This window comes from Vibrio mediterranei (genome assembly GCF_900088415.1).
GTDB lineage: Bacteria > Pseudomonadota > Gammaproteobacteria > Enterobacterales > Vibrionaceae > Vibrio > Vibrio mediterranei.
In genome coordinates, this window is record NZ_FLLQ01000005.1 from 22123 (window position 1) to 44319 (window position 22197).

Annotated in this window: 19 protein-coding genes; 12 read left to right on the forward strand and 7 right to left on the reverse strand. The window is 44.9% G+C overall.

What is annotated here, in order from left to right; all coding sequences use genetic code 11:
• Nucleotide 1: 1 nt before the first annotated feature.
• Nucleotides 2-1417, reverse strand: coding sequence for a GH1 family beta-glucosidase (locus VME0621_RS15010; protein ID WP_062462181.1), 1416 nt, complete (start codon nucleotides 1415-1417; stop codon nucleotides 2-4).
• A 393-nt stretch (nucleotides 1418-1810) separates the two neighbouring features.
• Between VME0621_RS15010 and VME0621_RS15015 the strand changes: the two genes are divergently transcribed.
• From VME0621_RS15015 to VME0621_RS26625, 6 genes are all read left to right on the forward strand, one after another.
• The gene (locus VME0621_RS15015; RefSeq protein ID WP_062462178.1) at nucleotides 1811-3919 is read left to right on the forward strand and encodes an ADP-ribosylglycohydrolase family protein; all 2109 of its coding nucleotides are present in this window, start codon (nucleotides 1811-1813) and stop codon (nucleotides 3917-3919) included.
• Nucleotides 3920-4037: 118 nt separating this feature from the next.
• Entirely contained in the window at nucleotides 4038-5288 is a 1251-nt protein-coding gene (locus VME0621_RS15020) for an ABC transporter substrate-binding protein (RefSeq protein WP_006069479.1), read from the forward strand.
• Between the two features lie 76 nt (nucleotides 5289-5364).
• A complete protein-coding gene (locus VME0621_RS15025) occupies nucleotides 5365-6450 on the forward strand; it encodes an ABC transporter ATP-binding protein (protein WP_006069478.1) in 1086 nt (361 codons plus the stop codon).
• Nucleotides 6451-6476: 26 nt separating this feature from the next.
• Entirely contained in the window at nucleotides 6477-7481 is a 1005-nt protein-coding gene (locus VME0621_RS15030; protein ID WP_006069477.1) for a carbohydrate ABC transporter permease, read from the forward strand.
• Entirely contained in the window at nucleotides 7471-8307 is an 837-nt protein-coding gene (locus VME0621_RS15035) for a carbohydrate ABC transporter permease (RefSeq protein WP_006069476.1), read from the forward strand. The genes VME0621_RS15030 and VME0621_RS15035 overlap by 11 nt, the downstream gene beginning before the upstream one ends.
• A gap of 163 nt (nucleotides 8308-8470) precedes the next feature.
• Nucleotides 8471-8644, forward strand: coding sequence for a hypothetical protein (locus VME0621_RS26625; protein WP_156750273.1), 174 nt, complete (start codon nucleotides 8471-8473; stop codon nucleotides 8642-8644).
• Nucleotides 8645-8729: 85 nt separating this feature from the next.
• Here VME0621_RS26625 and VME0621_RS15040 read toward each other — a convergent pair whose 3' ends face one another.
• Nucleotides 8730-9209, reverse strand: coding sequence for a hypothetical protein (locus VME0621_RS15040; RefSeq protein ID WP_038227076.1), 480 nt, complete (start codon nucleotides 9207-9209; stop codon nucleotides 8730-8732).
• 265 nt (nucleotides 9210-9474) lie between these two features.
• Nucleotides 9475-10452 carry a catabolite repressor/activator gene (gene cra, locus VME0621_RS15045; protein ID WP_062462175.1) on the reverse strand — a complete coding sequence of 326 codons (978 nt, stop codon included), beginning with the start codon at nucleotides 10450-10452 and terminating at the stop codon, nucleotides 9475-9477.
• A 311-nt stretch (nucleotides 10453-10763) separates the two neighbouring features.
• Here cra and fruB point away from each other — a divergent pair, with 311 nt between their 5' ends.
• The 4 genes from fruB (at nucleotide 10764) to VME0621_RS15065 (ending at nucleotide 15402) form a co-directional block, all read left to right on the forward strand.
• A complete protein-coding gene (fruB, locus tag VME0621_RS15050; protein ID WP_062462172.1) occupies nucleotides 10764-11897 on the forward strand; it encodes a fused PTS fructose transporter subunit IIA/HPr protein in 1134 nt (377 codons plus the stop codon).
• 10 nt (nucleotides 11898-11907) lie between these two features.
• Entirely contained in the window at nucleotides 11908-12858 is a 951-nt protein-coding gene (gene pfkB / locus VME0621_RS15055) for a 1-phosphofructokinase (RefSeq protein ID WP_031495977.1), read from the forward strand.
• 57 nt (nucleotides 12859-12915) lie between these two features.
• Nucleotides 12916-14652 carry a PTS fructose transporter subunit IIBC gene (fruA, locus tag VME0621_RS15060; protein WP_062462169.1) on the forward strand — a complete coding sequence of 579 codons (1737 nt, stop codon included), beginning with the start codon at nucleotides 12916-12918 and terminating at the stop codon, nucleotides 14650-14652.
• Between the two features lie 168 nt (nucleotides 14653-14820).
• Nucleotides 14821-15402 carry a mechanosensitive ion channel family protein gene (locus tag VME0621_RS15065; RefSeq protein ID WP_062462166.1) on the forward strand — a complete coding sequence of 194 codons (582 nt, stop codon included), beginning with the start codon at nucleotides 14821-14823 and terminating at the stop codon, nucleotides 15400-15402.
• A gap of 1 nt (nucleotide 15403) precedes the next feature.
• Here VME0621_RS15065 and VME0621_RS15070 read toward each other — a convergent pair whose 3' ends face one another.
• From VME0621_RS15070 to VME0621_RS15085, 4 genes are all read right to left on the reverse strand, one after another.
• Nucleotides 15404-16456, reverse strand: a complete 1053-nt coding sequence (locus VME0621_RS15070; RefSeq protein WP_062462164.1) for a S1 family peptidase — start codon at nucleotides 16454-16456, stop codon at nucleotides 15404-15406.
• Nucleotides 16457-16582: 126 nt separating this feature from the next.
• Nucleotides 16583-17659 (reverse strand): S1 family peptidase, encoded by a 1077-nt coding sequence (locus tag VME0621_RS15075; protein WP_062462161.1) that lies wholly within the window; start codon nucleotides 17657-17659, stop codon nucleotides 16583-16585.
• A gap of 243 nt (nucleotides 17660-17902) precedes the next feature.
• Complete coding sequence (gcvT, locus tag VME0621_RS15080; protein WP_062462159.1) at nucleotides 17903-19036, reverse strand: glycine cleavage system aminomethyltransferase GcvT; 1134 nt, start codon at nucleotides 19034-19036, stop codon at nucleotides 17903-17905.
• A 391-nt stretch (nucleotides 19037-19427) separates the two neighbouring features.
• On the reverse strand, nucleotides 19428-20048 hold the full coding sequence (locus tag VME0621_RS15085) for a helix-turn-helix domain-containing protein (RefSeq protein WP_006069464.1): 621 nt from the start codon (nucleotides 20046-20048) through the stop codon (nucleotides 19428-19430).
• A gap of 394 nt (nucleotides 20049-20442) precedes the next feature.
• Here VME0621_RS15085 and VME0621_RS15090 point away from each other — a divergent pair, with 394 nt between their 5' ends.
• Both VME0621_RS15090 and gcvH read left to right on the forward strand, forming a co-directional pair.
• On the forward strand, nucleotides 20443-21750 hold the full coding sequence (locus VME0621_RS15090) for a serine hydroxymethyltransferase (RefSeq protein WP_062462156.1): 1308 nt from the start codon (nucleotides 20443-20445) through the stop codon (nucleotides 21748-21750).
• Nucleotides 21751-21784: 34 nt separating this feature from the next.
• Nucleotides 21785-22165 (forward strand): glycine cleavage system protein GcvH, encoded by a 381-nt coding sequence (gene gcvH / locus VME0621_RS15095; RefSeq protein WP_006069462.1) that lies wholly within the window; start codon nucleotides 21785-21787, stop codon nucleotides 22163-22165.
• Nucleotides 22166-22197 lie beyond the last annotated feature (32 nt).

Here is a 22197-nt window from a genome sequence, read left to right on the forward strand (position 1 = left end):
GTTAACAAGTATTTCGGTTAAAGTCGCTCGGTTTCATCCAGCCTTGCAACGCACGCGTCTCTCCTAATGACGCGCCATTTGATTCGATCACTGACTTATACCAAAGTGCAGAGTCCTTGGGCGTTCTCTTCATCGTTTCATAATCAACGTGGACCAGGCCGAAGCGCTGCTTGTAACCTTCCGCCCATTCAAAGTTATCGAGTATTGACCATTGGAAGTATCCCATGATGTCGACACCATTCGCGGCCGCTTCTTTCAAACCTAATAAGTAACGATGCAAGAAGTCGATGCGAGTCGTATCATGCACTCTACCGTCTAAACTGACCCAATCATTGGTGCTAAGTCCATTTTCGGTGACAATAATCGGCTTGTTATAACGCTCATACAAAAATTCAGTGCCCCACTTGAGTGCTTCAGGCGTAATCGGCCAATCGAAATGGGTCTTCGGATAGTTATTCGGATACTCCACAACTTCTGGTGTCCCATCGGCTGCTGCATGTACCATTTCCGAGCTGTAGACATTAATTCCAACAAAATCCAAAGGCTGACAAATGGTTTCCATATCACCAGGTTTGATAATAGGTGCATCAGCGCCAAATAATGCCAATCCATCCTCTGGATATTCACCTTTGAATGCAGGATCCATCCACCAGCTCGCGTTAAACATTTCTTTATTAATAACATTAAAGGTATGCGCTTTTGCAGCTGCAATATCTTCTGGGCTGTTGGTCATAGGTACAGCGGTTCGGAAACAAGGTGCTGCCCCGACCTTAGCTGGACGTTTCGAATTCGACCGAATCACTTGTACCGCTTTACCGTGGGCAAGTAGTGCATTGTGCCACGCACGATTCACTTCCTTCGCAGGGAGTTCAAGACCAGGGGCATGCATTCCGGTTTGGTGGCCAAGCCCAATGAAACATGCTTGCTCATTTAACGTAAACCAGTTTTCCACTCGATCAGACAAACGGTCGACAATCACTCGAGTATATTCAGCGAACCAATCGCTAGAGTCGTCATTTAACCATCCACCTTTGTGGAACAGCGCCATCGGATAGTCCCAATGAAATAACGTCACCCAAGGTGAAATGCCTTTAGCAAGCAACTCATCTACCAAACGGTCGTAAAAATCCAACCCTTGAGTATTCACTTTACCAGTTCCTTCTGGCATCACCCTTGGCCACATGATGCTCAATCGATACGCTTGTAGAGCGATTGACTGCATGATTTTTACGTCTTCTTCATAGCGATTGTAGTGGTCGCAAGCCATAAATCCTGTGTTTCCGCCCTTTACGAATCCATCACGGCGAGAGCACATGTCCCAGACGGAATCTGCACAGCCATCAACACCTTGGGTATTACCTTCAATTTGATAACTGGCGGCAGCTGCCCCCCAAATAAAATCATCTTTGAAAGCCATCGTTTCTCCTTAATCTCATCTGCTTTGGTTTGTGTGACTTACAACACTTCACGCTTGCTTTGTAATCACTCAAGGCTAAACAAATTAATGCGCTAATTGAGTGATATCTGTCTCACTACTTCTGCTGCAGATTTTATTTATATCGAAACCATGAACCATATTTAGAAATACAACAAAGCCATGAAATATCTTTTTGTTTTTCACAATTTAACCATATAAATCATATATTTATGATGAAAAATATTTCATGCCCGTTAGTTTTGTAAATTAGACATGGTGGATTAGATCACAAAACATCTCATTATTGTTCGTTAGCATAAATTTAGAAATTCACTCGCTGCATGTTTGTCATGTCCATATTCAGTCGGATTTATATAGAGACCTTAAGCAACAATGAAATTAGATAATACATATTACGAAAAGCTGTACGCTGGAATCTTAGGCAAGATAATTGGAGTGTATGCAGGACGACCTTTTGAGGGTTGGGTTAACGAGCATATCGTTGACCAATTCGGTGAGATAAACCGCTACGTCAACGAACAAGTTAACCATCCTCTTATCGTCAGTGATGACGACATTACCGGCACCTTTATGTTCACTCACGCTTTGGAAGATCATGAGTATCGCTCTGACTTTTCTAGCCAGCACCTTGGTCAATCTTGGCTTGATAATTTAATCGAAGGAAAAACCATTCTTTGGTGGGGTGGCTATGGACAATCGACCGAGCACACTGCTTGGCTCAATTTAAGAAATGGGTTTGAAGCACCGCATAGTGGCTCAATAGAAACCAACGGAAAAACCGTCGCAGAACAAATAGGCGCACAGATTTTTATTGATGGCTGGGCACTCATCAACCCTGCAATGCCAGATAAAGCCGCGCAGATGGCAACTGAAGCAGCTAAGGTTAGCCACGACGGTGAAGCCGTTCACGCCGCAGTTCTACTTGCCGTTATGGAGTCTCAAGCGTTTATTGAAACCGACTTGCACGCTCTCATCGACCTCGGCTTGAGTTATATCCCCAAAGAATCGAAAATTGCTGAAGTCATTAACGCTGTTCGTGGCTGGCATGAAGAGAATCCACGTGATTGGAATTGGGCATTTTCGCAGCTTAAAACTCACTATGGCTACGACAAGTTTGACGGCACTTGTCATGTAATTCCCAACCATGGATTAATCATTTTATCTCTTCTTTACGGGGGTGAAAGCTTCCACGAATCAATGAAAATTGTGAATACATTAGGTTGGGATACCGACTGTAACGCGGCGAACGTAGGTTGTCTCAACGGTATTCGATTAGGCTTAGCCGCTCTTGATGATGGCTTTGATTGGCGCACACCAGTCGCGGATAGAATTCTTCTTCCAAGTGCCAATATTCAAGATCATATTTTCGATGCAGTTCAAGAAGCCGATAAGCTCTACGCGATCGCTCATCAATTACATCATAATGAGCGCCTACCCAAACGTCCTAGATTCCACTTTACGCCTAAAGGGTCATTGCAAGGTTTTGCTATTAACCCTGACTTGAACTACAACCAAAACGCACGCCTTAGCAACAGTGAGCAAGCGCTGCGACTGGACTTCTCGCATTTGGTATGTGGTGTACCGTTGCAAGTGAGTACCGCAACACATACGCCACTTGATAGTAAAGTAAACGAATCGTCGTACCACATAGTTGGCAGTCCTACACTCTATCCGTCTCAAACTATCGAAGCGAGCGTGTCAGGTGCAACCGATTATGACCACGCCAGTGTCAGTTTCTACGTCGAAACTTACGACAGCCAAATGAACGTTGAACGCATTTTTAGTGAACCATTCACCTTGTCAACGCAACCACAAACTCATCAATGGACCCTACCAAAACTCGATAACGTAATGATTGCCACCGTTGGACTGCAAATTAGTAACCCTCACTCAGGAAACGATGCTGGATATATCAAGCTGCATTCATTGGACTGGCAAGGCACACCATCGCAAACCATAGGCATTGATAGCAACCCAATCCATGAAATATGGGAAAGCAGCTTTATCAATACTATGGATACCTGCATCAAGTTCGACAATCAAGATATCTACCGCTTAGTCAATAACGACGCGTCTCACCCTGGCCTCTACGTATACGGCAGTAAAGATTGGCACGACTACTCTTTATCCATCGCGCTTAAGCCTCAGATAAAACAAGCTTTTGGTCCTATAGTTCGCTACCAAGGATTGGAACGTTACTACCGAGTCGAACTCAATACGGATGATCAGATCTCATTGATACGCAGAGAGTTTGGCAAAGATGTCGTTATCGCCATAGAGCCATTCCAATGGCAACCACACGAGCGCTATCACTTCGACCTTTCGGTGAACGGCAATTTGTTTGCTTGCTCGATTAACGGCAAACAAGTTCTGACGTCTATTGATGAAACCATGCCTGACACCTATCAGTCTGGCGGTGTAGGTTTTTACAACCAATTAGGCCCTGTGCACTTCACGGATATGACGGTAGTCGCACTCTAGAACAAACTAACGCTTACCTGACCTAGCGACCAAATTGGTCGCTAGCATCAACCACAAAGTGACTCAGCACTAAAGAACAAAAACTGAGCACTTACCCTAATAAGAAAGAGATAGAGCAATGAAAACAGCATTAAAATACTCCAAACTTGTCTCTGCTATCGCGCTAGCAACACTGTCTGGCACAGCATGGGCGCAAACGACGCTAAATGTGGCAGCATTTGCAAACTACGACCAGGCAATTCGTATGGCGATCCCGATGTTTGAAAAAGAGAATCCAGACATCAAAATCAACCTAACCTCTTTGGCATTCGATGATCACCACACAGCGATGACAACCTCACTGTCGACGGGTGCGAACGTACCCGATGTAATGGCAATTGAAGTGGGCTATATCGGCCGATTCGCCAACGCAGGCGGCTTGGAAGATCTTAATCAACCACCTTACAACGCAGGCACATTTGCTGATACTTTCTCACCATTTACAGTACCTTTAGGCCAAAACAACAAAGGCGAGCAATCAAGCTTACCGGTTGATATCGGCCCGGGTGCGATTTTCTATCACAGTGAAGTATTGGCCAAAGCTGGTGTGACCCAAGAAGAACTGCTGCGTGACTGGGACTCATTCATTGAATCTGGCAAGAAAATCAAAGAGAAAACCGGCTCCTACCTTGTTGCAGACGCGGTGGACATTAAAGATATCGTTATCCGCTCTGGTCTAAAAGATGGCGAATCTATCTACTTCGATCAAGACAACAAAATCATGGTCGAGTCCGATCGTTTTAAAGAAGCTTTCAAACTCGCAAAACAAGTGCGTGATGCTCATCTCGATGCGCAGGTAAAAGCATGGAGTACGGAGTGGACCGAAGGTCTGCGTCGCGGTGATATTGCCAGCCAGATGATGGGCTCTTGGCTTGGTGGGCACTTTAACGGCTGGATCTCTCCGGGAGAAAACGTCTGGCGCACCGCAGACCTTCCTGCTAATACATTTGCAAGCTGGGGTGGCTCATTCTTGGCAATTCCAAAACGCGCAGACCATAAAGATGAAGCATGGAAGTTCATTGAGTTCATGAGCCAACGTGTTGATATTCAAATGGAAGTGTTCGAGCAGCTTAATATCTTCCCTTCTCTTATCGAAGCGCAAAATTCCGAATTTATGGAACAGCCTGTTGAATACTTAGGTGGAACTCAAGCTCGCATGCAATGGAAACTGGCCGCCGCCAACATCCCTGCAATTAAGGCACATCGACATGACCCTATTGCCGAGCAGATCGTCGATGACGCGCTTCAATCGGTACTGACTCGTAATGTAGAGATCGATAAGGCGCTATCAGATGCCGCGCGTCAAATTAAGCGCCGCGCTCGTCGTTAATCCCGTTTCATCAATTTTTAAGACATCCTCCTAGCGATTGCTAGGAGTGATGCTCGATTTAGGTAAGTAGAAAACTATGGCTTCTGTAACATTTAAGAACTTAAAAAAGCGCTACGGCAAAACTGAAGTCGTTAAGCAGTTTGATCTGCATATTAACGATGGTGAGTTTGTCGTATTTCTGGGACCATCTGGCTGCGGCAAATCCACGACGCTACGCATGTTGGCTGGATTAGAAGAGATTTCTGAGGGCGAAATCTATATCGGAGACCGCTTAGTCAACGACCTTCACCCAACTGATCGTGATACCGCCATGGTTTTTCAAAGCTATGCCCTTTACCCACATATGACGGTGGAGCAAAACATCGCATTTCCTCTTAAAATGGCTGGTCGCAGCAAAGATGATATCAAACAACAAGTTGCTGCCGTAGCTGACTCCTTGGAACTCACTCCGTTACTCAAACGTTATCCAAAAGCCTTATCCGGTGGACAAAGACAGCGCGTGGCGATGGGGCGAGCGATGGTACGTGTTCCCTCTGTCTTTCTGTTTGATGAACCACTGTCTAACCTTGATACAAAATTAAGAGGCAGCATGCGCGCTGAAATCAAAGCGATGCATCAGAAGTTAAAAACGACAACGCTATACGTCACTCATGATCAAGTAGAAGCCATGAGTCTTGCCGATCGAGTCGTAATTTTAAAAGATGGCTATGTGGCACAAATTGGCACACCTAAAGAGATTTTCGACGCCCCATCGTGTCGTTTTGTCGCCACCTTTATCGGCAGCCCTGAAATGAACATGATTCCCGCGACTATGCCCCACTCACGTGGCCTGAATATCAGCAATCAAGTTGTTGAACTTGACCGCTGCTTGCACAATTCACATGAAGGCATCGAGTACGGTGTCCGTCCAAGCGATTTGTATCTTAATAAGCAAGCCATTGAGTCAGACAACATTGCCAGCGTTAAAGTACGTTTGATTCACGCTGAACTTCTTGGATCTATGTATCACTTACACTGCCAGTTAGGTGACAACAAAATTCTTGCCGAAATCGATTCGTCAGACTCCCTCACTCGACTTGAAGGTGAAGACATCGAGCTATTTTTCGATGTTAAACGAACGCATGTATTTAATGCCGAAGGCAAAGTTTTACATGCAGCCTAATCGTGTATCGTTACAGGAAGTCCAACATGTCTGTTAGCATAACCTCTACCAATAAACCCAGTGAAAATACTGGTACTTGGCATCAATGGCGAGCCAAGAGTCATAAATGGGTACCCTACCTGTTTATTAGTCCATTTTTCATTATTTTCTTAGCATTTGGTGTGTTCCCAATGCTGTTCTCTCTCTACCTTTCCTTTCATTATTGGGAGCCAGCGGCTGGTCTCAGTGCGATGGAATGGGTGGGCTGGGAAAACTACCAATTTGCGCTTACCGACGATTGGTTCCACAAATCGCTCTACAACACATTCTGGATGGCACTGGCATCAGGCGTTCCACAACACTTAGTCGCCATACCTCTGGCTTTCTTCATCCATACCAGTTTTAAGCGTGCCAGAAATGGAGTCATCGGCGTCTACTTTCTGCCTTACATTACTTCGACCGTTGCGGTGGCGATGATCTTTACTACGCTATTTTCACGAGACTATGGCTTAGTAAATATGGTCCTTACCTCTATAGGTACTATTTCCATTGGCGGTATAGAGCCGTTTGCATGGATCTTCCCAACGCAAAACATCGACTGGAATCAGCCCGAATATACTAAAGGCATGATTTCATTCGTGGTGTTTTGGCGTTATGTGGGTTGGAATACCATTCTCTACCTCTCAGCGATGCAAACTATTCCAAAAGACCTGTATGAAGCTGCCACCATTGATGGGGCAAGCAGAATAAAGCAGTTCTTCTACATTACGCTGCCAATGCTTAAACCGATGATGTTCTTCGCGATTACGCTGTCGATCATTGGTAGTCTGCAAATTTTCGAAGAACCCTTCATCATCACCAATGGGACGGGCGGTATAGACCAAGCCGGTAAATCTGCGGCTATGCATATGTACATTACTGCATTCCAAGAAGGTGATTTTGGTACTGCCTCCGCGATCTCTTGGATTCTATTTATGATTATTGCCGCTCTATCTTGGGGCAACAACAAACTGTTCTCTGAGAAAAACCGAGGAGCAAACGATGAAGACTAATTTCTCCGCAGGACAAATCACCGCCTACAGTTTCGTCGCCTTTGGTGCGATCGTTATGTTAGCTCCGTTCTACTTTATGTTTGTTTTTGCGACTCACGATAATACGGCCATTATGTCGGTGCCGCCTCCACTTTGGTTTGGTGACGAGTTAGGCAACAACTTAACCGCGCTCATTGATTACTTACCCTACTTTTGGAAAAACTTAGGTTGGAGCTTCTACATTGCTGCTATCACAACAGCCTTGAACCTGCTGTTTTGTTCACTTGCTGGCTATGCATTTGCTATGTTTGAGTTTCGATACAAAAAGATGTTGTTCGTGTTCATTATGGGCACACTCATGCTACCCGCCTTTTTGAGCATGATTCCGACCGCTTTAATCATGTCTATTCTCGGTTGGATGAATACGCCGAAAGCGCTCTATGTCCCTATGGCATGTGGGGCGATGGGCATCTTCTTGATGAGACAATATATCGGCAGTGCCATTCCAAGAGAGCTGATTGAAGCGGCGAGAATGGACGGTTGTAGCGAGTTCGGAATTTACTGGCGCATTGTTGTGCCATTGATCAAACCTGCGTTGGGTACGCTGGGTCTTGTGGTATTCATTGGTCAATGGAATAACTTCATGGGTCCACTGGTTGTTATGAACGATATGGAAATGTACACCGTTCCGCTCGCGCTGCGTGCGTTGCAAGGTAGTACCGGACTGGTTCCTTACGGCGCAATTTTCAGTGGAGTCGCCATCGCCGTGTTACCGCTAATGGTGATGTTTGTGATCAGCTCTCGTAAGCTTATCGACGGCTTAACCGCAGGAGCCGTGAAAGGTTAATCCTACCTAACTGGGCGCTTAATACCAAAGCGCCCTTTGTTCTGTCCTCTGCCGCTCAATTCACCAGCAACCAAATTTCATATGGTTGTATAGCCATCTCTTTCAATCTATAGTGTTTGCTTATAACTACAATATAAATGACCCAAGGATTAGGAGTGGTAACATGAAAAAGTATCAAGCATTATTAGCAATGGGCGCTCTTATAGTGATCGCAGGTTGTGCACCATCAAATGAATATCGCAACAACCAAGAAATTGGCAGTAAAATGGAGCAAGATGCTCAGCGTGAAAAAGAGATTTGCACTGCATTAGGCGATATTAACTGCGCTCAGCAGTAATTAAAAACCCCTTGTTGCGCTCGGCAACAAGGGGTTTTTAATTAAAAGACTACGGCTAAATCTGCACGACTCACGCAAAACACCACTAATTCTTACCAAGTAGTTTATTTCTAAACTGTTCCATCGACTCTTGTATTACCACCCTGCTCTGTGCATTAAAGATAGTTGCAACGTTGGAACCAATGGTCTGTTCCCAATCTTTAGGATTGTCTGCAATACCTTGCCAATATTTAACTTCCGCTTTGGCTACGGCCAGATGATCGGGCCACGTACTTGGAGCAGAAAGCATATTTTGAACATTACGACTGCAAAACACGCTGCCAATCTCTGCTTCACCATACGTTCTCATTCCGATATAAATCATCTTTATACAACCGTTCACCCCAAACCCAACTTGACCATATCGGTAGTGATTAGTTGCGAGTATGGAGTCAATCCGAGTAGTGCCGTTTGGGTTATACGGGCCTTGCATTAAGATAGCTGTCTCATAGTTTTCAATAATCTTAGGGGCAACATAAACACCAAATTTTTTTGCTCCACGTCCTAGGACGTTTCTTAAAACCATCTATTTCTCTCCGCTAATAATCGCATCTTCTACACCCAAATAATAAGGTATGAGTTTCATATTAATATACTATAGACGTTTTCGCAGAATTAGGTCATTTCACAGTCACAAGCCACCTTTGACACAAAGACTTGGTTTAGTCTCCGCTTTCATCTGATAATTCCAAAAATACCTTGGCACTAAGTTCTACTGAAAAGTAAACCAAAATACTCGCAAGACATTGCTAACATGTAACAACGCCTTGATATTACGATGATCAATGCTACTAGCGAGTTTTTAGTTTTCTTGGAATAAGCTCAACTCCGTGCTTATAACGCTTCGCAGATGCGTTTAACGCCAGCTCCAAGGCGCTATCGCAAATAAGCTCAAACTGTTGAGGTAACGAATTTACTTTGGTCGGAAGAAAATCCAATAAACGATTGTCACCAAATGTGGCGAGTTTAATCTTGCCCATTAACTCAGGTTTTTCGATAAGGACATCCAACACACCTTCAAGCAAGGTATAAGACGTTGTGACAATAGCATCAGGAATAGAGTTCGACTCAACCCAGTCACTAAACAGACGCTTACCTTCGTCGTTGTTGAAGTGCTCACCATACGTGACGTAACACTCGATACCTGCATCTTTCGCCGCAGACTCAAAACCTAATTGACGTTCACGAGAAATATTCAGTTCGGGTAGTGCTCCGATAAGTCCAACCGATTGAGTGCTGGTATCGATAACCGAGTTTGTGAGTTCAAATGCCGCACCAAAATCTTCACTAATCACACAACTAAAGTGTTCATCGTCCAACGAACGGTCAATCGCAATCACAGGGGTTCCACGATTCTGGATCGTAAGATAAAAGTCACTGGCTTCTGTAATAGCACTGGCAACAAACAACGCATCAATTCGACGAGAAACTAAAGCATCCGCTACAAGTTTTTCCGTTTCAGGATCATCATCTGAGCAACCGATTAGAATTTGGAACCCTGCTTTACGAGAGTTTTGTTCGAGCAGTTTTGCAATGCGTGCGTAGCTGGTGTTCTCCAAATCAGGAATGATCAAACCAAATGAACGACTATGACCAGCACGGAGTGATGATGCCGCATGATCCGGGCGGTAATTATGCTGCTCGACAACAGCCATTACCTTTTTTTGGGTTTTTTCAGAAATTCGATATTTCTGTGCTTTACCGTTGATTACATAGCTTGCTGTGGTCTTTGAGACCCCCGCTAACTTCGCTATTTCATCTAAAGTCATAACTCGATCCTTTTTGTGCGATGGATCATATAAATGAATTCCAACCTAACTGACAAGTTGAATTATAAGCTGAATCGGTTCAGTATAAAAGCTGAAAGGATTCAGCAAAGTTCACAGTTTTGAAAACTGACCTATATTTACAGTGACGTGGTCAAAGAAAAATGTCGGTAAACATAGGAACTAGCGCAGCAAAGTCGGTACAGAAAATACGCTTTGCTGAATTTTTTTAAAATTTTGCTGAATCGATTCAGTGAAGCTTAAAGCAAAACAAAGAGTCGATTCGAGAACAAGAATAACGTGGGTGAGCGAACATGCTTGAACTAAACAGTAGCAACATCAAACTAAATCAATCGTCGGACGACAAACTAAGCGCAATCAAAGTGATTGCTGCTGATCTAACAGAAAAGGGCTTAGTTCAAGAAGGTTATGTCGACGGTATGCTTAATCGTGAAGGTCAAAACTCTACCTTCTTGGGCAACGGTATTGCCATTCCACACGGCACAACAGACACACGCGGCCTTGTAAAACAAACTGGTGTTGCGGTTCATCACTTCCCTAACGGTGTTGATTGGGGCGACGGCAACACAGCGTACGTCGCAATTGGTATTGCCGCAAAATCAGATGAGCACTTAGGCATCCTAAAACAGCTTACTAAAGTACTGTCTGCTGATGGTGTTGAACAAAAGCTTAAGCAAGCGAAGTCAGCAAACGAAATCATCGCCTTACTTAATGGTGATGTTCAGCTTGAAGCAGATTTTGACGCATCACTTATCCAGCTTAACTTCCCTGCAAGCGACATGGTTCAAATGGCAGCAGTCGCTGGCGGTCTGCTAAAAAATACTGGCGGTGCTGGAACAGAATTCGTTGCAGACCTAGTGACTAAATCCCCTACTCACCTAGGTAAAGGTTTGTGGCTAGTGAGCAGCGACAAGGCGGTGACTCGCACAGGTATGGCGTTTGTTTCAACTATCAATCAATGTGAGTTAGACGGTACTCCAGTACACGCTCTAATCGCATTCGCAGCTTGTAACAATGCTCACCAATCTATGCTCGACAAAATCACTGAAGTGGTATTCAAGCAAGAGCAAGAGAAGTTGCTATCACTATCCGCAGAACAGGTGCTTGGTTTCTTCACTGGCGAAGAAGTTGCAAGTGCCAATGCGACTGACGGAAACGTTGCCGTATTTAAGATTAAAAATGCGCATGGTTTACACGCTCGTCCAGGTGCAATGTTAGTGGCAGAAGCGAAGAAGTTCGAATCAGCCATTACGGTTTCTAACCTAAACGGTGAAAGTAAAGCGGTTAACGCGAAGAGCCTAATGAAAGTGATTGCTCTAGGTGTAAAACATGGCCACGAATTGCAGTTCTCCGCAGAAGGCCCTGATGCAGCAGAGGCACTAGAAGCCATTGGTAAAGCGATCGCTTCCGGCCTCGGTGAAGGTTAAGGAGCTCGTCATGACAGCACAAACTAATAAAGTGGTAACCATTACACTTAACCCTGCCCTAGATCTCACAGGGAGTTTAGATACCTTAAACACAGGTTCGGTGAGTCTGGTTAATCAAGGCTCTCTACATGCTGCGGGGAAAGGTGTCAACGTAGCGAAAGTGCTTAGTGATTTAGGCGCAGACGTTACTGTGACAGGTTTCCTGGGCAGCGACAACCAAGAGCTGTTCTGCCAACTTTTCGAGCAGATGGGCGCCAAAGACCATTTTATTCGAGTCTCAGGCTCTACTCGCATCAACGTGAAACTGGTCGAGAAGAACGGCGCAGTGAGCGACATTAACTTCCCTGGTGTAGAAGTCGACGAAGCAGCAATCCGTCAATTTGAAGCCACGCTTGATGAGTTGATGCAAGAGCACGATTACTTTGTCTTCGCGGGGAGTTTGCCTCGCGGTATTAGTAGCGAGCAATGTGCAAATTGGATCGAACGATTAGAGCAAAAAGGCAAACGCGTACTGTTCGATAGCAGCCGCGAAGCGCTCGCCAAAGGTCTAGATTCTAAGCCATGGCTAATCAAACCTAACGACGAAGAACTGTCTCAGTTCGTTGGTCGTCATTTAGAAACTCAAGAACAATGTTTAGAAGCAGCAGAGTCAATTTCAGACAAAGGCATTACCAATATTGTTGTTTCTATGGGTGCCGATGGCGTGCTTTGGTTTGAAAACAACCAATGGCTACAAGCAAAACCACCAAGAATGAATGTCGTTAGCACCGTTGGTGCGGGCGACACTCTGGTTGCAGGACTATGTTGGGGTCACATGCAATCATTCGCTAAAGAAGAATTACTCTCCTTTGCAACTGCACTGTCTGCTTTGGCGGTAAGTCAAGTGGGTGTTGGAGTGCCAAGCATTGAAGAAGTTAAATCACTACAACAACAAATACTGTTACAAGAGCTGAGCCGCTAATCGATTCGAATCTTTGATTCTGATTTTGTGGCACTTATGGACACAAAGGTCAAACCTATGAAAATTTCAATTATTACAGCCTGCCCTAGTGGGGTAGCAAACAGCATTATCGCAGCCGGATTGCTCGATCAAGCGGCTAAAGCACTTGGACACGATGCAACTATCGAATGTCACTCAAGTGTTGTTGAAACACAAACACTAACTGACGCGCAAATTGCTGACTCGGAAGTGGTGATTGTTGCCGCAAATGCGCCTGTGGATACACAGCGCCTAGTAGGTAAGAAAGTCTACCAAGCGAGCATTTCCGAGTGCACAACGGATCCAAAAGCGTTCCTAGCTAACGCAATCGAAAAAGCGACTGAGCTAAGCGAAGGTACATCAGTTACTCCAGTTGCAGTTGAACAAACTGGTGGCGCGAAGAAAATCGTTGCTATCACGGCCTGTCCAACAGGTGTTGCACACACCTTCATGGCAGCAGAGGCACTAGAGGAACACGGTAAACGTCTAGGTCACACAATTAAAGTGGAAACTCGCGGCTCAGTAGGCGCCAAAAACCAGCTGACTGCTCAAGAGATCGCTGATGCTGACTTAGTCATCATTGCCGCTGATATTGAAGTGCCTCTTGATCGCTTTGACGGCAAGCTTTTGTACAAAACCAGTACAGGTCTAGCACTTAAGAAAACTGAACAAGAAATAGATAAGGCCTTCGCTTCAGCGACTACTTACACTCACTCTGGTGCAAGTAACCAAGCAGGCGCAACAGAAGAGAAAAAAGGCGTTTATAAGCACCTTATGACTGGCGTATCTCACATGCTACCTGTTGTTGTAGCAGGTGGTTTGATCATCGCTCTGTCGTTCGTTTTCGGTATCGAGGCATTTAAAGAAGAAGGCACGTTAGCGGCTGCACTTATGACCATCGGTGGTGGCAGTGCATTTGCTCTGATGATCCCTGTATTAGCGGGTTTCATTGCTTTCTCAATCGCAGACCGTCCGGGTCTTGCTCCGGGTTTAATCGGCGGTATGCTGGCAAGCTCTACAGGTGCAGGTTTCCTTGGTGGTATCGCAGCAGGTTTCATTGCCGGTTACTCAGCAAAGTTGATTGCTGATAAAGTATCTCTGCCGCAGTCAATGGAAGCGCTTAAACCTATTTTGATCATCCCATTCCTAGCGAGTTTGTTTACTGGTTTGGTCATGATCTACATTGTTGGTGGTCCAGTTGCTGGCATCATGGCAGCAATGACTGACTTCCTAAACAACATGGGCAGCGCGAACGCAGTACTGCTGGGTATTATCCTTGGTGCAATGATGTGCTTCGACCTAGGTGGTCCAGTCAACAAGGCAGCATACACCTTTGGTGTTGGTCTACTAGCTTCTCAAACCTACGCTCCAATGGCAGCAATCATGGCTGCAGGTATGGTTCCTGCGTTAGGTATGGGCTTGGCAACGTTCCTAGCTAAAGACAAGTTCGAAGCAGGTGAGCGTGAAGCGGGTAAAGCATCTTTTGTACTGGGTATGTGCTTCATCTCTGAAGGTGCGATTCCATTCGCAGCAAAAGACCCAATGCGTGTTATCCCATCTTGTATGATTGGTGGTGCGTTAACAGGTGCTCTATCTATGTTAGTAGGTGCGAAACTAATGGCGCCACACGGTGGTCTGTTTGTTCTACTGATTCCAGGTGCCATCTCACCAGTGCTTATGTACCTAGTGGCTATCGCGGCAGGTACGGCAGTAACTGGCTTCACTTACGCTTTCCTAAAGCGTCGTGAAGAAAGCAAAGAAGTGGCGACAGCCTAACCCATTTAAAAGTCCAAGTGAGCCTACTCACTTGGCACTATGCCACCCCCAAATAGGCATTTTCAGCGCTGCTCCTCGCAGCGCTTTTTTGTGTTTTTTACTATTAGCTTGTATTCCGTCCCTTTGGGCTCCATATTCCTTATGACTTGTTAACGAGCTCTGAATACCATGGAACATTTACTACGCCTAGCGAACTCAATTCCGCATACCGTCTCGGTCCAAATCTTACTTGCGATCGTGCTATTTCTTGGTTATTACCTGTTTACTAAGCTGGTAAATGGTTGGATTAAACGGTTAGCAGAAACCAAGAAAGTATCTGCCGCTAGAAGCAGTTTTATCCTGAGAACTTTCAATATCGCTTTTGCCTTCATATTTATTGCAATATTCTCTATTACTGTGGGTGTCGGATACGGCGACTTATCACTGTTCTTCTCCTCAGTTTTTGCGGTATTAGGTGTCGCTCTCGTCGCACAGTGGTCAATGTTGAGTAACATAACCGCGAGTTTCTTGATCTTTTTTGTCTTTCCTTATCGTGTTGGTGACCGAATTAAAGTGGTTGATAAAGACGAAGATATTTCTGGCATTATTCAAGACATACGAATGTTCCACGTCTTAATTAGGCACGACAATGGCAACTTAATTACCTATCCAAATAGCCTAATGCTACAAAAAAGTGTGATTAAACTTGCACCTAAGAAAAAGCCGAGTACAACGACTCGACTTTACACACGAATCAGAAAGGACTCATAACTCAGCCAAGGCGACGTCTGTATCCCGCGATAACAAGTAACGCCAACGATGTGAACCAGGTCAGTGCCCCACCACCGCCACCCGAGGATGTGTTGGAGGAAGTCGTGCCACCAGTGTAGATGACCTGACCATTAACTGATAGATAGTCCAATCGCGCTTGTTCATCGGAAACAATAAACGGCGTTTCCGATCCGGCTAACACACTATCAATCCACGTCGCATAATCCACTATTTCTGTATATGCAGCCGTTACCAAAGATTGAGGGTCACCACACGTCGCTGGACCAAAACTCGTAATACCAACCTGCTGGTAACTACCATTATTGTTCCAGTAAATAGGACCACCGGAATCTCCCTGACACGTCCCCGCTTTCAGCCCAGTTGATTGACTAACATCGCCACTGAAACAAACCTGCTTATCTGTTAAATTATTGCCATTCTGAAAGTTTGAAGCACAATCAGCATTACTTACCCAAAACAAATTCGCCTTTTGCAAAATCGGTGTACCATCTACCCCTGAACGTGTGTTGCCATGTCCTACAGCAACAAAGGTTTCATTCACGTTTCGATAGCTTTGCGTCGTAGCACGATTGACATTACTCCCTGAAGAAGCGGCGGATTCCAGTTTCAAAATAGCGATATCATTTGGGAGTAGTAAAGTAATGTTATTTTCAAAATCTGGATGAATATATACTTCTGTGACACGGCGTCGATCTGCGTTCAAGAAATCTCGTTCACTTTCCAGCATTGCAACAGCAGACGTAAAAAGTAGCGCCCCCATATCACCTTCAATACAATGAGCCGCCGTCATTACATATTCCGACGTTAAGAAGGTTCCACCGCAGTAGGCTCCACCTGAGTAACGACCATCGTAATCAGTAGAATCAATGTATAAGCTAGCAAAAGAGTCAAAATCGTTGATTGAAGCATCTTCACCACCAACAATCATGGGTGCGATATCAATTTCAGTCGAATTGGATGGCAATGCCACAACACTCAGTGAACTGAGAAGGGCAAGTACAGAACCTGGATGGTTGGCAACCCATGATTTCATAAAAAACTCCCTTTACAACCCACCTTATCGACGACGCTTTAGGAGCAGTCGTTCATAAATAAGTATAGGGCTCAATTAAGGGAGTTCGAGAAATTGTTGTTAAGCAGGTAGTATAGAAAGTAAGACTCAGACTCGAATGGTCTTTCGTCGTCTCATCCAGCTCAAACCAACCAGTAACGCAACAAAAGAAAAATGCACCGCTCCACCACCTCCGGAACCCGAAGAGGAACTTGGTGAAGAAGAACCACTATTGCCAGATGAACCAATGTTATAACCTTTACTGATCAGATAATTACGTCTCGCAGTATCGTTAGACACATGCTTAGCCGCCTCTTGCCCATTAAGGACACGACTAATCCAATCAGAAAAATCCACTATTTCGGTAAACACCGCGGTTACTGAACGATTTTTGTCGCCACAAGGTACAGGCCCAAAGCTTGTAATACCAATCTGAACTTGTTGACCATTGTTATCCCAATAAATAGGTCCGCCAGAGTCGCCCTGACAAGTGCCTGCCAACAAGTCCGTCACCCTGCTGTAATCACCGGTGAAGCAGATTTGCTTCGAAGTTAGGTAACTACCATCCGAGAAAGCGCCTGCACAAATAGTATTGTTCACATACGTTAGATTCACTTTCTGCAGTACATCAAACGCATCATGACCATAACGTGTATTACCATGACCAACAGCAGTAAACACGTTCGCAGGATTGCGATAGCTTTCATTACTTGGACGGTTTATTGCCGTACCCAACCCTAATGCAGATTCCAGTTTAAGGATCGCGATGTCGTTAGGTACTAATTTATTAATATCATCGACATAGTCGGATGGATAAAATATCTCGACCACTCGCCTTTTTTCCGAGTTAACGTAATCTGACTCATACTGCAAGTTAGGTGCAGCCATTGTAAGTAACTGCGAATCGCGATTGCCATAAACACAATGCGCCGCCGTCAAAACATATTCAGAATTAAGAAGTGTTCCCCCGCAATAAGGAGAGGAAGAATAGCCCACCCCATACTCTTGACCGTCCAAATACAAACTGACAAACGACGGATAGTCGGCGACATTCGCCGTACTGCCGTTGACAATATAAGGAGCAGCTTCGACTTGCGCATTGGTTGATGGTGCAAAAGAAAACGCTAACGTGGTATAAGCGAGCGTTGTATAAACTGACCGTTTAAATGGTAACAATAGAATCACTAGACAGTTACTCCTTGTATACTATCGACGAACTGAGATTCATTCTTTTTTGATATCACTCCCGCAAAAAACATGCAAACAAGATACGACTTTTGTGTGGAGCCATCTCACTAATTATTTAACACCATACGGTTTTTTCAATTTATGCCCTTTTCTATCATTAATAGAAATAATGTCCTAAAACGAAAAAGCACCGCTAATGCGATGCTTCATATAATCTAGTTCTTTGTTGCAGAACTGTGCTTAGCCACGATAGTAGCGCTGAGGAACGAATGGCATTTTCTCTACTGTCATAGCCAGCTTCTTGCCACGAACATCAGCAAATACTTCGCTACCGATTGCCGCAAATTCAGTCGCTACATAAGCCATTGATACAGGTTTGCCTGCTGTAGGGCCGGCAGTACCACTTGTCACAATGCCGATTTCGTTATCATTGGCATCAAACAGTTTCGCACCTTCACGAACCGGCGCTTTGGTTTGGCCAACAAGACCAACACGTTTGCGTGCTACATCTTTAGTTTCGATTTGCTTAAGGATAATGTCTGCACCAGGGAAGCCACCAGCACGCTCACCATCAGCACGGCGAACCTTTTGAATACCCCATAACAGGCTCGCTTCAACTGGTGTCGTCGTCGTATCCAGATCATGGCCATATAGACACAAGCCGCATTCCAGACGAAGTGAGTCACGGGCGCCAAGACCAATCCACTCTACTTCTTCAAAGTCTGTCAGTGTTTTCGCCAGTGCTTCTGCATTTGCAGATGGAACTGAAATTTCATAACCATCTTCACCAGTGTAACCTGAACGGCTAACAATGCACTCAACACCATTGATGTCGAGTTTTCTCACGTCCATAAATAGCATATCTGCTACTTCAGGTTGTACACGAGCCAATACTTCAGCGGCTTTTGGCCCTTGAAGCGCAAGTAGCGCACGATCTTCAATCACTTCCATTTCTACGCCATCAGTAAGGTGCGCTTCTAAGTGAGTGATATCTTGTTCTTTACATGCAGCATTTACGACTACAAACAAGTGGTCGCCTAGATTCGCAACCATCAAGTCGTCCATGATGCCACCTTCTTCATTAGTAAAGAAAGCATAACGCTGCTTACCTTCCGGTAAATCGATAATATCAACTGGCACCAATGACTCTAGAATCTTCGCTGCATTTTCTCCGTATAGACGCACTTGTCCCATGTGAGACACATCGAACAGGCCAGCCGCATCGCGACAATGCAAGTGCTCTTTCTTCACACCAAGTGGGTACTGAACTGGCATATCATAGCCAGCAAAAGGAACCATCTTCGCCCCCACTTCCACGTGTAATGCATGCAGTGGTGTTTTCAACAAATCTTGGGTTGCTTGTTCTTGAGCCATTGTATTCTCCATTGGGTCGGGCTGCATTAATTAGCCCTGCTCCTAAATCGGGGATGTCTAAATTCCGCTATCCCTAATTTATCTGCTTTGCAGTAGGAATGGCGGAGCATGAGTTATCGCACCTTACGTCTTATAGTTGACGCCTATACGAAGTTAGATTTTCGTCATTTGGAAACCTTGTTTCCTATAATAAACAAGAATGCGCCCATTTTTCACCTTTAACAAGATATGAACACTCAAAAATGTGACATTTAACATTCCATTCACAGAGTAACAGGCATGAAAAAAGCGTGGTTTCGACGACATTTTCATCAAAACCACGCTCGTTCACGACTTTTAAACACAAAAGCAAACGTTTGCCTTTATTATAGGAAACTATCTCGTTTGACGATTATTTCGCCGTCACCCACAAAATATGGGCATCTTCTTCACTGACGGATATCAGCATATGACCCATATTTGCGTCGTAATACACACTATCTCCCGCCGACATTATCATCGGCTCATAAAACTCTGAAAAGAACTTCACTTCCCCTGAGAGAATCAGCAAAAATTCCTCACCATCATGTCGTACCCAGTCACCATATTCTTCGAAGGTTCTAGCCCTCACAGTACTCTTAAAAGGCATCATCTTTTTGTTTGATAGCTGAGTGGCAAGTAACTCATGCTCATAGGTAGGTGTTGGGTGAGGTTTACCTTCACCTCGACGAGTAAAATCACGACGACCGGTTGCCACCTTTTTCTTAGGCGGTTCAAATAGTTGCGGCATATCTATATGCAAGCCCAATGCAAGTTTTTGCATGGCTTGAAACGTTGGCGATATCTGTTCGTTTTCAATCTTACTTAACGTTGAACGTGCAAGGCCAGTTCTTTGACTCGCTTCTTCTAACGTCAGTCCTAGTTTGGCGCGAATATCTTTAATTCTTTCGCCTAGTTTTAGAGGCTCAATGTTCTCATCACCTTCCTTCGCTAAAGTCAGCGATGGGTATTCATCATAGATGTCTTCTGACATGCTTTCCCTCTTCTACCAGTAACTTCCTGTGACTCATTTTCATTGTTGCATGAAGCTGTGTCTTTATTAAAGACCATGTACAAAAATAAAGCGTGCTCTCCGTAACAGTTTTGGAAACTGTGTTTCCTATAGGAAATTTTTGATTGATTGTTGGTGCTGAGCGAGGTATGTTATCGGCTTGTTAGATGAAGAGATGCATTAGCGAGTACAGGTCCGTTGCGTTGTTAACCTCAACCTGTGCCGTTTTTTTGAATGATTTAGTCCTACTTTTTGGGACATTCTCGCGCTGCAACATTGGACTTTTGTTTCGTCCAAGCAGTACTAAGACAAGCCTCAGTCAGTACCAAAAATAGGTAATAAAAGGCACTGATTGAACAATGGAAGGTTCACCGCCATGAATGCTCAGTACTTGAAAAGCTACCAAAATCACAGCCTAGAAAGCTTCTTCTCAACCAACCTGTCTGCTACAGATGACGCTGTATTCACCGGAATACAAGCCGAGTTTGTCCGTCAAAATGAACAAATTGAGCTTATCGCTTCTGAGAACATCGTTTCTAAAGCGGTAATGCAAGCGCAAGGCACATGCCTAACAAACAAATACGCAGAAGGTTACCCAAACCGTCGCTACTACGGTGGTTGTGAACACGTAGATACCGTCGAAGCTATTGCTATTGAACGTGCGAAAACCCTTTTTAAGTGTGAATATGCAAACGTTCAACCTCACTCTGGCGCACAAGCAAACGGCGCAGTTAAATTAGCTCTTTTGCAGCCGGGCGACACCATTATGGGCATGTCGCTTGATGCAGGTGGTCACTTAACTCACGGCGCACGTCCAGCACTGTCTGGTAAATGGTTTAATGCGGTTCAATACGGTGTTGATAAAGATACACTAGAAATCAACTACGACGACGTTCGTGCCCTAGCCGTTGAACACAAACCAAAAATGATTATTGCAGGTGGTAGTGCCATTCCACGTGTTATTGATTTCGCTAAGTTCCGTGAAATCGCTGACGAAGTCGGCGCAATCCTGATGGTTGATATGGCACACATCGCAGGTCTTATCGCGACAGGTGCTCACCCTAGCCCACTACCACATGCGCATGTTGTCACTACGACAACACACAAAACACTACGCGGCCCTCGCGGCGGCATGATCCTGACTAACCACGAAGACATCATCAAGAAGATCAACTCTGCGGTATTCCCAGGTCTTCAAGGTGGTCCACTAGTGCACGTCATCGCAGCAAAAGCTGTGGCATTTGGCGAAGCTTTAGGCCCTCAGTTCTCAACTTATATCGATTCAGTGATCGCAAACGCAAAAGTTCTTGCCGAAGTATTGCAAACTCGCGGTTGTGACATTGTGACTGGCGGTACAGATACGCACCTTATGCTTGTTGACCTACGACCTAAGGGTCTGAAAGGCAACAAAACAGAAGAAGCGTTGGAGCGTGCGGGGATCACATGTAACAAAAATGGCATCCCGTTCGATACAGAAAAACCTATGATTACTTCTGGTATTCGCTTAGGGACGCCAGCTGGAACCACTCGTGGTTTCGGTACTGAAGAATTCAAACTCATCGGTGAGTGGATTGGCGATGTTCTTGACGGTCTGGTAGAAAACCCTGAGGGTAACCCAGAAGTCGAACAACGTGTTCGTAAAGAAGTGAAGGCACTGTGCGCTCGCTTCCCACTTTACACTTAAAGAATAAAACATCCTTAATATTGGAGATAAAGCAATGGATAACACTTTGAAGTTTTCTGACAGCCACGAATGGGTACGTGACAACGGTGACGGTACTGTGACTATCGGTATTTCAGAGCACGCTCAAGAGATGTTAGGTGACGTAGTATTCGTTGACCTACCAGAAGTAGAAGACGAAATCGAAGCGGGCGAAAGCTTCTCTCTAGTAGAGTCAGTGAAAGCAGCTTCTGACATTTACGCGCCAGTTTCAGGTGAAATCGTTGAAATCAACGAAGAGCTTGAAGACAGCCCAGAGCTTATCAACGAAGAGTCGTACGAAGGCGGCTGGATTGTTAAGGTGAAAATGTCTGACGCCTCTGAGCTGGAAAATCTTAAGAGCGCAGAAGAGTACCAAGCTTCTATCGAAGACGAGTAAGCAACATACAGGCGTTGCTCGTCTGTTTTAAT

What these genes read in the sequence shown, in the direction of transcription:
- VME0621_RS15010 (WP_062462181.1), bottom strand. Translation starts at nt 1,417, where the DNA reads ATGGCTTTCAAAGATGATTTTATTTGGGGGGCAGCTGCCGCCAGTTAT.
- VME0621_RS15015 (WP_062462178.1), top strand. Translation starts at nt 1,811, where the DNA reads ATGAAATTAGATAATACATATTACGAAAAGCTGTACGCTGGAATCTTA.
- VME0621_RS15020 (WP_006069479.1), top strand. Translation starts at nt 4,038, where the DNA reads ATGAAAACAGCATTAAAATACTCCAAACTTGTCTCTGCTATCGCGCTA.
- VME0621_RS15025 (WP_006069478.1), top strand. Translation starts at nt 5,365, where the DNA reads ATGGCTTCTGTAACATTTAAGAACTTAAAAAAGCGCTACGGCAAAACT.
- VME0621_RS15030 (WP_006069477.1), top strand. Translation starts at nt 6,477, where the DNA reads ATGTCTGTTAGCATAACCTCTACCAATAAACCCAGTGAAAATACTGGT.
- VME0621_RS15035 (WP_006069476.1), top strand. Translation starts at nt 7,471, where the DNA reads ATGAAGACTAATTTCTCCGCAGGACAAATCACCGCCTACAGTTTCGTC.
- VME0621_RS26625 (WP_156750273.1), top strand. Translation starts at nt 8,471, where the DNA reads ATGAAAAAGTATCAAGCATTATTAGCAATGGGCGCTCTTATAGTGATC.
- VME0621_RS15040 (WP_038227076.1), bottom strand. Translation starts at nt 9,209, where the DNA reads ATGGTTTTAAGAAACGTCCTAGGACGTGGAGCAAAAAAATTTGGTGTT.
- cra (WP_062462175.1), bottom strand. Translation starts at nt 10,452, where the DNA reads ATGACTTTAGATGAAATAGCGAAGTTAGCGGGGGTCTCAAAGACCACA.
- fruB (WP_062462172.1), top strand. Translation starts at nt 10,764, where the DNA reads ATGCTTGAACTAAACAGTAGCAACATCAAACTAAATCAATCGTCGGAC.
- pfkB (WP_031495977.1), top strand. Translation starts at nt 11,908, where the DNA reads ATGACAGCACAAACTAATAAAGTGGTAACCATTACACTTAACCCTGCC.
- fruA (WP_062462169.1), top strand. Translation starts at nt 12,916, where the DNA reads ATGAAAATTTCAATTATTACAGCCTGCCCTAGTGGGGTAGCAAACAGC.
- VME0621_RS15065 (WP_062462166.1), top strand. Translation starts at nt 14,821, where the DNA reads ATGGAACATTTACTACGCCTAGCGAACTCAATTCCGCATACCGTCTCG.
- VME0621_RS15070 (WP_062462164.1), bottom strand. Translation starts at nt 16,456, where the DNA reads ATGAAATCATGGGTTGCCAACCATCCAGGTTCTGTACTTGCCCTTCTC.
- gcvT (WP_062462159.1), bottom strand. Translation starts at nt 19,036, where the DNA reads ATGGCTCAAGAACAAGCAACCCAAGATTTGTTGAAAACACCACTGCAT.
- VME0621_RS15085 (WP_006069464.1), bottom strand. Translation starts at nt 20,048, where the DNA reads ATGTCAGAAGACATCTATGATGAATACCCATCGCTGACTTTAGCGAAG.
- VME0621_RS15090 (WP_062462156.1), top strand. Translation starts at nt 20,443, where the DNA reads ATGAATGCTCAGTACTTGAAAAGCTACCAAAATCACAGCCTAGAAAGC.
- gcvH (WP_006069462.1), top strand. Translation starts at nt 21,785, where the DNA reads ATGGATAACACTTTGAAGTTTTCTGACAGCCACGAATGGGTACGTGAC.